This window comes from Kribbella sp. CA-245084, assembly GCF_050942355.1.
In the GTDB taxonomy this organism is placed as follows: Bacteria; Actinomycetota; Actinomycetes; order Propionibacteriales; family Kribbellaceae; genus Kribbella.
The window spans coordinates 5,319,118-5,331,371 of sequence record NZ_CP192053.1 but is presented as its reverse complement, the minus strand read 5'-3'; the positions used below and the strand labels follow the sequence as shown (position 1 = coordinate 5,331,371).

General features: G+C 68.6%; 11 protein-coding genes. 1 reads left to right on the top strand and 10 read right to left on the bottom strand.

Annotated elements, in window-relative coordinates; translation table 11 throughout:
* Positions 1-468: 468 nt before the first annotated feature.
* The 6 genes from ACQPYH_RS25445 to ACQPYH_RS25420 form a co-directional block, all read right to left on the bottom strand.
* Positions 469-1,203: an amidohydrolase family protein gene (locus ACQPYH_RS25445; RefSeq protein WP_432876091.1), complete on the bottom strand. Its 735-nt coding sequence runs from the start codon at positions 1,201-1,203 to the stop codon at positions 469-471.
* The gene (locus ACQPYH_RS25440; protein WP_432876089.1) at positions 1,197-1,925 is read right to left on the bottom strand and encodes a hypothetical protein; all 729 of its coding nucleotides are present in this window, start codon (positions 1,923-1,925) and stop codon (positions 1,197-1,199) included. The genes ACQPYH_RS25445 and ACQPYH_RS25440 overlap by 7 nt, the downstream gene beginning before the upstream one ends.
* Positions 1,922-3,154, bottom strand: a complete 1,233-nt coding sequence (locus ACQPYH_RS25435) for a DegT/DnrJ/EryC1/StrS family aminotransferase (protein WP_432876087.1) — start codon at positions 3,152-3,154, stop codon at positions 1,922-1,924. Before ACQPYH_RS25435 ends, ACQPYH_RS25440 begins: the two co-directional genes overlap by 4 nt.
* A 16-nt stretch (positions 3,155-3,170) precedes the next feature.
* The gene (locus ACQPYH_RS25430) at positions 3,171-5,099 is read right to left on the bottom strand and encodes a hypothetical protein (protein WP_432876085.1); all 1,929 of its coding nucleotides are present in this window, start codon (positions 5,097-5,099) and stop codon (positions 3,171-3,173) included.
* Positions 5,096-6,925 carry a PQQ-binding-like beta-propeller repeat protein gene (locus ACQPYH_RS25425; RefSeq protein ID WP_432876083.1) on the bottom strand — a complete coding sequence of 610 codons (1,830 nt, stop codon included), beginning with the start codon at positions 6,923-6,925 and terminating at the stop codon, positions 5,096-5,098. Before ACQPYH_RS25425 ends, ACQPYH_RS25430 begins: the two co-directional genes overlap by 4 nt.
* Before the next feature lie 184 nt (positions 6,926-7,109).
* Positions 7,110-8,324, bottom strand: a complete 1,215-nt coding sequence (locus ACQPYH_RS25420; protein ID WP_130447418.1) for a helix-turn-helix domain-containing protein — start codon at positions 8,322-8,324, stop codon at positions 7,110-7,112.
* 87 nt (positions 8,325-8,411) lie between these two features.
* Between ACQPYH_RS25420 and ACQPYH_RS25415 the strand changes: the two genes are divergently transcribed.
* The gene (locus ACQPYH_RS25415) at positions 8,412-9,026 is read left to right on the top strand and encodes a maleylpyruvate isomerase family mycothiol-dependent enzyme (RefSeq protein ID WP_432876081.1); all 615 of its coding nucleotides are present in this window, start codon (positions 8,412-8,414) and stop codon (positions 9,024-9,026) included.
* Here the strand turns inward: ACQPYH_RS25415 and ACQPYH_RS25410 are convergent.
* The 4 genes from ACQPYH_RS25410 to ACQPYH_RS25395 are packed head-to-tail and all read right to left on the bottom strand — an operon-like array spanning position 8,966 to position 12,254.
* The gene (locus tag ACQPYH_RS25410) at positions 8,966-9,625 is read right to left on the bottom strand and encodes a DinB family protein (RefSeq protein ID WP_432876079.1); all 660 of its coding nucleotides are present in this window, start codon (positions 9,623-9,625) and stop codon (positions 8,966-8,968) included. The two genes, ACQPYH_RS25415 and ACQPYH_RS25410, sit on opposite strands and share 61 nt — an antisense overlap.
* A 7-nt stretch (positions 9,626-9,632) precedes the next feature.
* The gene (locus ACQPYH_RS25405) at positions 9,633-10,193 is read right to left on the bottom strand and encodes a dihydrofolate reductase family protein (RefSeq protein ID WP_432876077.1); all 561 of its coding nucleotides are present in this window, start codon (positions 10,191-10,193) and stop codon (positions 9,633-9,635) included.
* On the bottom strand, positions 10,190-11,425 hold the full coding sequence (locus ACQPYH_RS25400; RefSeq protein WP_432876075.1) for an FAD-binding oxidoreductase: 1,236 nt from the start codon (positions 11,423-11,425) through the stop codon (positions 10,190-10,192). Before ACQPYH_RS25400 ends, ACQPYH_RS25405 begins: the two co-directional genes overlap by 4 nt.
* Positions 11,406-12,254, bottom strand: coding sequence for a DUF6597 domain-containing transcriptional factor (locus ACQPYH_RS25395; protein ID WP_432876073.1), 849 nt, complete (start codon positions 12,252-12,254; stop codon positions 11,406-11,408). The genes ACQPYH_RS25400 and ACQPYH_RS25395 overlap by 20 nt, the downstream gene beginning before the upstream one ends.

Genomic DNA, 12,254 nt, shown 5'->3' with positions numbered 1-12,254 from the left:
CAAATTGCCGCAACCGGCGAAACCCTCTATTTGCAAGGGGAACTGCGACGCGATTGCGCCGCTACAGCGCGGATCTAGGCCGACGTTTCACCGATCGTTGCTGTGGGCAAGGAGTGGATGGCGGCGGCCTCTGCCGGGCCGGAGCCGGTTGATCGAATCCGCTAATCGTTCGCAGCGCGACAGGATCCGTCCTCAGCGTGGGCAAAGGACATCGTCGTGCGGGGTGGCGCTCAGCCTCTGTGCCCTGCGGCCCCTGGATGAACCTCTGACCACAGGCCAGCTCACGGTGCCGGCCGGCGCAGACCGAAGGCTGGCGAGCGCGTCGCGACTCCACTTCTTCGGCCACGGTCGATCAAGGTCTATCCGACACGCGACGCAGTACAGCAAACCTGCGGGCGGTCACCGAAGGCGACCACCACTCTAAATCTCTGTTCTCTTCTTTGCTCTTTCTTCAGTCTCGGATCTTTCCTATGAGAGGTCGAAGAGGGTGGTGGCGTTCTGCCAGCGGATGGCGTCGGATTCGGCGGGGGTGAGGTTGGCGGCCTCGAGGGCGCCTAGCGCGATCGACGGGTCGATCAACGTCGCGTCGGTTCCGAACATCAGGCGGCTCGGGCCGATCTGGTCGAGGATCCAGCGGATCCGGTTTGCCTCCGGAGCGGACCAGCACGGCTCGAACCAGATCCGGTCGGATCGGTCAGCCGCCTCGGGCACCCGCGGCCAGCCGTTCGCGCCCATGTGACCCGCGAGCACCCGCGCCTCCGGCACCCGGGCTGCGACGTCCGCGAGGTCGACCACGGTGTCGCCCCAGGTGTGCACAAGCGTCGGCAGCCTGTACTCCGTGGTGAGTTCGATCGCCGCCTGCATCGCGGGCGACTTGATCGGCGTACGGCTGTATTCGCTGTGGATCTTCGCGCCGACCCACCGCGACCTCCCGTCCCCGGCGAGCAGTACGTCGAGGTCGGTCCGGGCCTCGTCGAGGCGGCGCGGGTCGACGACGATCATGCCGCGCAGCCGCTCGTCGACCGGGAGTTGTTCGGCGAGGGAGCGGTTGCCGAGCGGGGCGTCGTACACGATGCCCTCGATCGACGAGACCAGCTGGAGGTCGATGCCGAAGCGGTCGATCAGGTCGACGTTGACGTCGATGCTCGCGGTGTCCATCGAGAAGAACCACGGACCCCAATGGGCGTGTACGTCGATCAGCATGCGGGCTCCAGGAGGGTCTTGAGACTGCGGCTGCCGGCCTGCGCGATCTCGTCCGGGCTGAGCTTGGATGTCAGCAGCCGGCGAACCACCGAGCGGGTCTCGTGGAACGGCGTCCGGCAGCCGAGCACGAGCCGCTCCGCGCCGACCTCCGCGGCCACGATCTCGAGCGAGTCGGGTCCGGTCAGCATCCGGGTCGAGGTGTGGAAGCCAGGCTCCGAGCGGGCCAGGATCACGAAGTCGCCGAGGTAGTAGAAGTGTGTGTCGAGGAAGACCACCCGCGCCCCGAGCCCGCGCAGCGCCGGTCCGACCTTGCGTACGTCGCCCTCGGTGAAGATCGTCACGCCGGCGTTGACCAGCAGCTGCACGACGTGACCGAAGGAAGGGAAGCTCGGCTCGACGCTCTGGGCGGTCGGCGCCAACCGCACCGCTCGCGGCGGAGCATCGCCCGACAGCAGGCGCTCCAGCTCCTTCTCGGCGCCCAGCGGATCGCGCAGATCCAGCACCGGGCACGACGTCCACCCGTTGCCATCAGCAACCTTCCGTGCCTCGTCGTTCCCCGACGGTACGTCGAAGTGCACCGCCCGCAGCGCGGACACGACCCCGCCGGAAAGCCCGCTCGCGTCGAGCGCCTCCCGCACCTTCTCGGGCCGGCCCCACCGCCCCGTCGTGACGTCGTGCCCGACCAGGATGTCGCAATCGAGCAGCAGGGGAGTGTCGGTCATGAGGCCTCCCGGGCCAGGGCTTTGTGCACCTTGCGGATCGCGGCGACGATGTCGTCGACGTCGGATTCGGTGTAGTTCTCGTTCCAGGGCAGGACGAGGAGGCGGTTGTTGATCAGCTCCTCGGCGTTCGGGCACAGGCCGACCGGGTACGACACGTCCTGCAGCGGGAACCCGGAGTCGCCGTACGTGATCCGCTCGCGGACGGCGGGCGCGGCGTACAGCGGGCTGGTCAGGTACCCGCCGTTCGCCGGGATGCCCTCTGTCGTCAGCGCCGCGGCCCACTCGCGCATGTCACCGGCCGCTTCGGAGATGATCAGCGGGTACTGCCAATACACGTGGTCGTGTCCGTCGGGTGGCGGCGTGATGCCGGCGAGGTCTTCGATCCCGGCGGTCGCGCGGAGAGCCGCCGTACGACGGTCCTCGATGACGCCACGGAGCCGGTTCAGCTGCGCTCTCGTCACCGAGGCGACCAGCTCGGTCATGCGGTAGTTCAGCGCGAGGAACAGGTACGTCCGCTCGTCGGTGTCGCGCGGCCAGCCCTTGTCCGCGAACAGCCGCATCCGCCGGGCCTTCTGCGCGTCGTCGGTGACCGTCAGGCCACCGTCGCCGGCGCTGATGTGCTTGGTCTGCTGCAGGCTGAAGCAGCCGATGTGCCCGATCCGCCCGACGAACGAGTCGCCGACCGGCGCGAGGTACGCCTGCGCGCAGTCCTCGATCAGCAGGATTCCGTGCTGGTCGCACAGCTCCCGCAGTTCGCGCACCCGGGCGGGCTTGCCGAACAAGTGCACGACGATCACCGCCTTGGTCCGCGGCGTGATCGCGGCCGCGACCGTCTCGGGCGTCAGGTTCCCGGTGATCGGGTCGACGTCCGCGAACACCGGTACGGCGTTCTGCATCATGATCGGGAACACCGTGCCCATGTCGCTGATCGGCGTGGTGATGATCTCGTCACCCGGCGCGGGGTTCACGGCGGCGACGGCCAAGTGCAGGGCCGCCGTACCCGAGCTGCAGGTGACCGCGTACCCGGCGCCGAGGAGCGAGGCGAACTCCAGCTCGAGCGCAGGCACCTCGGTGCCCCAGGTGGCCGACAGCATGCCGCTGCGGAGCACCCGCTCGACCGCTTTGACCTCGTCGTCGCCGAAGCGCCGGCCGCTGGCGTTCATCACCGACGGCAGCGGGTCCGTACGGACCGGCGTACCGCCGTCCCGGGCGAGCTGACTGTTCTCCATCGCAGAAATCCTTTGCTTAGGGCAACGGTAGTTGGACGAGATCGCGGTCGGCGAGACCCCACACGCTGTGCCGGGCGCCGCGGACCGGGGTCAGCTGCGGCACGGTGTACCAGCCGTCGCCCAGGTTGTTCACCAGCAGCTTCGCCGGGCCGGGGCCGAGCTGGTACAGGTTCCCGCCGAAGTTCGTCTCACAGTAGACGCCGGTCCGGTCAGTGTGGATCTGGCCGTAGCCGGACAGCTTGTTCTCACCGCGTACGACGGTCTTGGTGCGCAGGTCGTACCGGAACCACGCGCCGCTGGTTCGTTTGAGTACGCCGTACAGGACCCCGTCGTGCACGGCGACGCTCTGAATGGACCGCTCGCCGGCGAGGGGCTCGACCGTCCAGAGCAATGAGCGGCTGCAGAGGTCGAAGGCCGCGATCGCTGCCGAGGTGCGGGTCGGCGTGATGCCGCCACCGCCCACGACGTCTCCGCCGAGGTACGCGATGCCGTCGACGATCGAGACCGTCATCACGCTCTGGTCGGGCAGGATCCCGTAGTGCACGTCGAGTTCGCCGGTGCGCACGTCCAGCAGCGTGAGGGCTCCGGTGAGCTTTCCCGTGCCGGGCGCCGACGCGATGGCGAGCAGCTTGGACTTCTCGTCGTACGCCGCCTGCCAGGGACGGATCTGCTCGTGATCGATCGTGCCGAAGCTGTGGACCTCTTTGGTCCGCGGGTTGACGCGGACGACCTCGGTGCTCGGGTACAGCGCGGAGTACAGCTCGCCGCGCATCCAGGTGAGCGTCTTCGCCTCGCCCGCGACGCGGAGGCGGCGGGTTGTGTCACCGGCGTGCTCGGTGATCACCCAGTGACCGCCGACGTACAAGTGCGGGTCGCCGAGCACGATCGACTGTGGTTTGTCCGGCGCGGGCGTGAACCCGGCATCGATCAGGTCGAGCAGTTCGAACGAACCGGTGGCGACGTCCAGCCACCAGAGCACGCCGGACCCCGTCGCGCCGAGCAACGTCGTCGCGTCGAGGAACTCGAGCTTGCGGTGCTCGTCCTGCGGCGCCGGCGTCGCCACCGCGATGAGCCCGTCCGACCCCCACTTCCAGACCGTTCCGGAGGTCCTCGTGGTGAGGTATGCCGTGCCGTCAACGGCGACTGTTATCGCGTCGACCCCCGTTTCGCCGCCGGGGAGCGGCGTACTGCGGACATCGCTGCCGTCGAGCGCCATGCTGACCACCGCCTGGCTGCTGCCGACGAAGATCCGGTCGTCCGTCGCCGCGAACGGGCCGAAGTTCTGCCCGCGGGACGCGTCGGGCGTGAGGTCCTTGAAGACCTTCGTACTCCGGTCATACCCGACCAGCTGCGACGGCGTATAGATCCCGGCGTACACGTAGTTGCCCGCGGCACCGACATACCGTCCGTACTGCGCCCCGGGCACCGGCGCGCCGAGCTGGGTCGGGGTGTTTGTCGCCGGGTCGATCTGCCAGACGGCGCCGTTGGGATAGCTGACTGCGAACACCTGTCCGTCGGGCGCCGTCGTCATGTCCCAGACGAAGCCGCCGGCACCGGCGAGCGTCCCGACGTGAGTCACGGAGCCGTCGGCGGGATCGAAGCAGTAGACGTCGGCGACGGGGTAGAGCCCGGCGTAGACCTTGCCTCCGGCAACAGTGATACCCCAGCCGCCTTCGCCGGTCGGCAGCTCGACGGTCCTGGTCACCAGACGGGTGGTCAGGTCGATCTCGGTCAGCCGGGGCGGCACGATGCCGCGGCTGATGAGGTAGGCGTGGCCGGCGTGGACCGCCATCGCGACGACAGCGGCCGTCACGACTGCGGGGCCGGCGGTGGGCAGCGTGGATCCGTCGATGGGACTGTCCTCCGCGTGGGCGGTGGTGGGCAGGGTGGTGAGGGCGCCGGTTGCCAGCGCACCGGCAAGCGCAGTACGGCGGGAGATGATCATCGGAGTCCTCCGATACGGACGAGGTCGCGGCCCTTGATCGTGTAGAGCGCGTCGCCGTTGGGGGAGGTGGTGATCAGCGGATAGCTGTAGATCTGGGCGCCTAGGCCGTCGACCACGGTGGTGATCGTCAGGGCCGGCGTGATCTTTAAGACGCGGTTGTTGTCGGTGCCGTAGAGGCCGGAGCGGGCGATCGTGAGGCGGCTCTGGGTCGTGCCGAGCGTGGCGCTGTTGACGAGCTTGCCGGTGCGCGGATCGAGGACGGCGAGCCGCCCGTCGTCGGTGGTCGCGTACAGGCGGCCGCGATAGACGACGAGATCGCTGTAGCTCTGCGCCTTGGAGAGCGGAGCGGTTTCCCACAGTGTCTTGTTGCGGCGCAGGTCGTACGCGACGACGGTTGCCTCGGGCAAGATCGGGTCGGTGCCGAGGCTGTTCCGGGTCGCGCCGCCCAAGTAGGCGATGCCGTCGGTCGTGGTTACCGAGCGGACCGATTGCTGCGGTACGACGCCGCGGTGGACCTCGCGCTGCCCGGTGCTCAAATGCTGCTCGACGAGCGTGCCGTCGTACTTGCCGTAGTCGGGTTCGGTGGAGATCAGCCAGGTGCGCGACCGGGCGTCGTACGCGGCGTCGGTGGGGCGGGTCTGCTCGTTGCCGATCTGGCCGAGCTCGTGCAGGTCGGCGCCGTCGGGCTTCATCTGCCAGAGACGGGCCAGCGTGTAGACGCCGAGGTAGATGTCTCGGCCGATCGGGGTCAGCGTCTTCGCCTCGCCGGGGAGGAACGTGCGCGTGCTGGCGCCGGTGGCGAGGTCGTGGACCTGGATGCCGGCCTTGCCGCTGACGAGCACGGAGGTCGGGGTCGCGGCGATCGCCATCGCCTGCTCGGGCGCGGGCGGGAGACCGGCCTGACCGAGATCGGTCCCGGTGAACTCACCGGTCGCCTCGTCGAAGTCGACGACCTGGCTGGTCAGCTCGGCGCGGATCGTCGAGCCGTTGACGAAGATCCGGTTGAAGTACGCCCCGTCGTACGGCGAACCGAGTCTGGTCAGGGCGTTGTCGCGGTAGCGGTAGAGCGTGCCGGACGGGCGCGTGCCGAGGTAGATGTCGGCGCCGTCGATCGTGATCGCGGTGATGTACTGGTCGCCGCCGGGTGTTTGGACCTCGACCGGGTTGCTCAGGTCGGCGGTGTCGAAGACGAGCATCGTCCCGGTGGGGGAGAGGCTGGCGGCGAGCTTCGTGCCGTCGAGGGCGAGGGTGGCGACGAAGGTGCGGTCGGCGTACTTGGCCGGGAGTACGTCGCGCCGTTCGCCGGTCGCGCGATCGATCGCGATGAGGTGCGCCTTGGTGCCGACACCCGCGTAGATCGTGGTCGCGTCGGCGGCGATGCTGCGGACATACTGCTCGCCGGCGACGGCAGCGCCGTACGACCTCGTGGCGCCGGTGGCCGGGTCGTACTCGTGGACTGCGCCGTCCGGGTAGGTGCCCGCGACGATCTTGCCGTCGGGTGTCGCGGCGATCGACCAGATGAACGAGCCGAACTGGGTGACCTTGGTCGCGGTGCCGGTCGTGGTGTCGACTCGGTAGACGTCGCCGGGGGTGTACAGGCCGATGTACAGGTCGGTGCCGAGGTGGGTCATCGCCCACGCGCCGGCGCCGGTCGGCAGCGAGAACTTGCGGTCGACGGTCTTGCTGACCGGGTCGAACGCGCCGACCTGGACGGGCGAGACGCCGGAGGTGATGGTCCAGATCCGGTCGCCGACCTGCTCGGCGACGCTCGTCGAGGTCACGGCGGACGCCGGACCGAGGTTGGTGACCGTTGGACTTTCGGTCACAGCCGGAATAGAGGCGCCAGCTGGCGCCGAAACGGACACCAGTCCTGCGCAGATGACCAGAGCAACGATCATTCCCCGTGCGATTCGCTTGTCCACAAGGCCTCCCGGGACAGTACGCACTGAATTACGGTCATGGCTGAAATTAGCCGGACGTGCGTCAGTGCGTCAACCGCTCGGGTAACAATCAGAGATGAACGCGGTACACAACGAGCGGGCGGCCGCTTCCGGTGCCGAGCTGGGTGCCAGTTGCATCGGCCAGGCCGGCGCGTTCGAGGCGGTTGAGGACGCGGCGCGCCGTACGCGGCTGGATGCCGAGGTAGTCGGCGACCGAGCGCGTGGTCAGACCGTCCTCGGGGGTGGCGTGGACGAGTTCCTGCAGGCGCTCGAGGGTTGCCTTCGAGAGGCCGGCGCGTTGGGCGAGCAGTTGCAGCTTCGACCGCTGCTGAGCCCGTGGCGCTGCCCCGCCGACGAGCACGAGATCGATGTCGTTGCGCAGCGAGACGACTGCCGCCGTACGGCCCGCAGTCCTCGCACGGCCGAGGGCGCGGCGCGCCAACGCCTCGGTCTCGGTGCCGGATCCGCCGATGCCGAACCCGATCCGGACTGGTCCGAATTGTTCCTTCAACCGGGTCAGCATGCCCAGCTCGGTGAACGAGGCGGTCGCCTGCTCGAGCGGTCCGCGGGTCGCGATGACCAGCCACCGCTTGTCGTCGTACCGGATGACGCTGCCGCCGAGCGACCCGGCCTCGCGGCGCAGGGCGCTCTCGGCGTCGGGGGAGATCTCGACCAGGCCGAGGGCGATCTGCGCATCGTCACTGCGCAAAGCGTCATGGACGAGCAGCAGACTGTTCACCGCGCTGCGCACCGAGTGGATCGACGGGGCCAGCCGCAGCGTGGTCTGCTCGGTCCGGAGCTTCTCGTACGCCGATCGCAGACAGGTGATCGCGACGGTCGCGCGGGCCTCGTGGTGGAACGCGAGGATCTCCTCGAGGCTCAGCCCGGGGCGATACGGCAGCACGCGTACGCCGCTCGTCGGCAGCCCGACCTCGTCGAACGTCTCGCGGACCTCGGCCTCGTCGAGTACGTCGATGCTGATCGAGGTGACGTCGCGCCCCTCGCTGAGCAGCTGCACGAGGGCGCGCATGAGCGTGGCGCCGGTGTACTCGACGTGTGCGGCAGGGCGGTCGAGCAGGCCCTGCGCCGCGGCCATCTGGTACGGAACAACACCGGTGAACAGCCACGCGTCGACGCTGCCCGGCGCGTTGGCCATCACCTTCGGCGTATCGGTCTCCCGCCGGTACCGCAGCGGGACGATCTCGACCCCACGCAGCCCTTTCAGGATCCGGCTGGTGGAGGTGACCAGGTCTGACGGTCCCACCACCCCGATCGACGTCACCATGGCGGGACCCCCTCCTTCATCGGCTCAGTCTCACTACATCACCCCACCGCTGCAAGAACCCGCGCCGTCGTCGGCTACGTTCCCCTCATGGCTCGGGTTGACGATTGGATCGACGAGGGTACGGCGAAGTGCCGCGAGGCACTGATCGACCTGGACGCGCCATCGGCGCTACCAGGCTGGAAACGACGGCATGTCGCGGCCCATCTGTCGCTCAACGCCGAGGCCCTGGGCAACCTCGTCCACTGGGCCCGCACCGGCGAAGAACGCCCGATGTACCCGTCCCCCGAAGCCCGCAACGCCGACATCGAGGCTCGTGCCCTCCGGCCGGTCGATGAGCTGCGGACGTGGTTCGACTCGTCTGCCGCGACGCTCAACGAGGTCATGGCCGCGCTGAGCTCCGAGCATTGGAACGCCACGATCCGCACCGCCCAAGGCCGTCCGGTCCCGGCCACCGACATTCCCTGGATGCGCAGCCGCGAGGTCATGATCCACGCCGTCGACCTCGGCACCGGCATCACCTTCGCCGACCTCCCACCCGACTTCCTCGAAGCCCTCTGCAAAGACATCCGCACCAAACGCGGCGACGTACCCGCAGTCACCGCCACCCTCCCGCAACTCGCGGCCTACCTAGCCGGCCGCTCCTACTCAGACGTCCTCACCTCCGACGGCCGCCCAGCCGAGCCATTACCACCCTGGCTCTGAGCCTCCCGCCAGTCGGGCCGACCCTTCACGTAGGCCATCCAGGTCTCCCGATCGATCTCGCCGGTCATCCGCGCCCGGTACATCCGCAAGTACTCCGGATCGTCCGGCGACATCGGGTCTCCGGGCCGACTCCCAACCCGCCCGTCGACCATCTCCCGCACGACATCCGCATGCCCAGCGTGCCGAGTGGTGTCCAGCAGCACGGTCAACACCATCTCCCGCAGCGTGACGGTCGAACCGGAGTGATGCGTGCCTGACGTGTCGAGGTCAAGCTCCTCGATCGCCTGCGCGCCCGCCGCACATGCACGCCGATAGACGGCGACGATCTCATCCGTCGACTCGTCCGGCGTCGCCCACAGGTCCAGCCCGAAGAACAACTCCTCGTCGTCCTCGATCGGCAACGGCTCCCGCTCCCGCCCGAACGCCGAGACCAAGTACCCGTAGGTGATGCCGGTCAGGTGCTTGACGATCCCGATCAGATTCGTCCCGGTGTCCGTCATCGGCCGCCGAAGCTCCGCGTCACTCAGCCCTTCCACCTTCCAGAGCAGTGACTGCTGGATCTCGTCGAGGTGCTTGAGCAGTTGCGCCTTCTCGTCCATCCGCGGACTATTTCACGACGCGGTAGTGGAGGTGGGTCACGTCTCGGGTGGGGAGTTGGCGGACTTGTTCTAGTTCGGTGGTGGTGGCGGGGAGGTTGTCGAAGAGGCGGCGGCCTTGGCCTAGGAGGACGGGGACTACGTGGAGTTCCAGTTCGTCGAGGAGGCCGGCTTGGAGGAGGGACTGGGCGGCGCCGGCGCCGTGGACCAGGACGTTGCGGTCGCCTGCGGCGGCCTTCGCTTGGGCGGCGCAGTCGGCTACGTCGGTGACGAAGCGGGCGCTTCCCGGCGGTACGTCGTTCTCGTCGACGTGGTGGGTGAGGATGAAGATCGGTACGCCGTCGTGGTGGTCGCCCTGCCAGCGGGCGGCGTGTTCGAAGGTGCGGCGGCCGGCGATGACGGCGCCGGTGGCGAGTGCCTCGCGGTAGACCTGGCCGCTTGGTCCGGTGGAGTTGCGGTCGTCGAGCCAGTTGAAGAGTCGGAAGCCGCCGCGGCCCATCGGCTCGTCCATGCTGTCGTCCGGCCCGACGACGTACCCGTCGAGCGACATCGTCATATAGAGCACGATCATCTGACGTCTCCAAAGAGGTGGTGGGGATCGTAGGTCTGTTTGATGGCTCGCAGGCGCATGTGGTTGTCGGCGTGGTAGGCGGTTGGGTTGGTGACGTCGGGGTCGGGGAAGTTGGGGTAGAGGTGGCCGGAGGCGTGGGGGTGGGCGATCGACCAGGAGCGTCGTACGGCGGGTTGGTTGGTGCTTGTGTGTTCGAGGAGGAAGCGTTCGGTGCGGTGGGCGAAGGCGGTTGCGTCGGAAGGGACGCGGTTGTAGGCGCCGCCCATCGGGGTGAAGTTGAGCTCGCAGCCGGCGGTCAGCAGTTCGGTGATGGTGTCGTGGGGGAGCGGTGAGCTGAAGAACTCGGACTTGCTGTAGACGATGCGGTCGTCTTGAACGTCCTCGTCGGAGAAGCTGCGTTTGAGGTCGGGCCAGCTGAGGCCGTCGCGGAGTTCGACGTGACCGCTCAGGGGACCGGGATCGAAGGGCGCGAGGGTTGCGCCGAAGACGCGTACCTCGTCGGCAGTCACGGCGAGGCTGGCTGTGATGGTGTCTGGCGCGTCGGGAGCCCAGGTCTGCCACAGAGCGATCACCTCGGCGGCGTGGGTGCGGGGCCAGGTGATCGTGAAGCGCGTAGCGGTCGGCGACGGTACGGCGGCGAACACGAGCGACGTGGCCACGCCGAACTGACCACCACCCGCTCCGCGCAGCGCCCAGAACAGATCCGGCTCCTGCGCCTGAGAGCACTCCACAACCCGACCATCCGCAAGCACAACCGTCGCCCCGACAAGCCGATCGCAGGTCAGCCCGTACCGCCGCCCCAGCAACCCGAGCCCACCACCAAGCGTCAGCCCAGCGATCCCAACAGTCGGCCCACACCCCGCCGGAATCGTCAGCGCGTACTCGTGCAGCCCGTCGTAGACCGCAGCGAGCCGAGCTCCAGCCCCGATCGTTGCCGACGGGACAGCCGCCCGGCCCCCGGAGTCGGTCGTCACCTGGTCGGTTGCGGAGATCGCGTTCAGGCCCGACAGGTCGAGCAGAAGCCCGGTGGTCGACGAGCTGCCCGCGAAACAATGGCCGCCTCCGCGTGGAGCGACGGGCAGACCAGCGGACTGTGCATAGGCGAGCGCCTCGACCACGTCCTCCGTGGAGCCGCAGCGAGCGATCGCCGACGGGCGGACGTGCTGGTACTGCGGCAGAGCGGGCCGGCGGAGGTCGTCGTACCGCGGGTCGTCAGCGCCGATCAGCTCCATGGAGTGACGGTAGACGGTGTCGCGACGACTGGGCTTGAAGGAAACGGTCATACCAGCCGGCCAGGAACGGGCGGTACGACGCGGAGTGGTCGTGGCCGCAGTCGCAACAGTCGGCTTTGGCCCCCAACAGGTCACGCGGGGTGACACCGGTCAGCCGGACGCATTCGCGGGTGAGATGAGCGTGGTCGGCATACCCGGTCTCGGCGGCCAGGTCGGCCAGACCGTTCCCGTAGCCGGCCTGGGCGAGAGCCAGGTACCCCTGGAAGCGCAACGTCCGCTGCAAGGTCTTCGGTCCGACGCCGGTCGCCGAAAGACTGCGGCGCCGCAACTGACTCTCCGACAACGCGAGATCGTCAGCCAACGACGCGATCCCGGTCGGATCCCACGGCATCAGCCGCCGCACCATCTCCGCAACCAACGGATCCGGCCGCAACTCCTGCCCGACCAAGTACTGCTGCACACCCAGCAAAGCGGACTCTGGCGACGCCGCCGAAGCGACCACAGTCCCCAGCGCGTCGGCCGACGGACCCCACAACTCCACCGAGAGATCCACCAGCTCATCAGCCGGTACGCCGAGCAACGCCGTCCCCGCCCCGGGCATGAATCGAACCCCGACGATCGTGGTCCGCGGCCGCAACACCTGTACCTGCGCGCGGGTCAACGGCCCCACTACCCGCGGCACCCCGCCGATCGGGCAGTGCAGCTCGACCCCGCCCGTCGGCAGGTCGCGCTGCACATACGCGACAGCCCCGGTCCGCTGGATCCAGACAGTACGCACGAGACCGGCCAGTGCAGGCACCGGCGCCAGCTCGTCGTAGGTCTGGTCCAC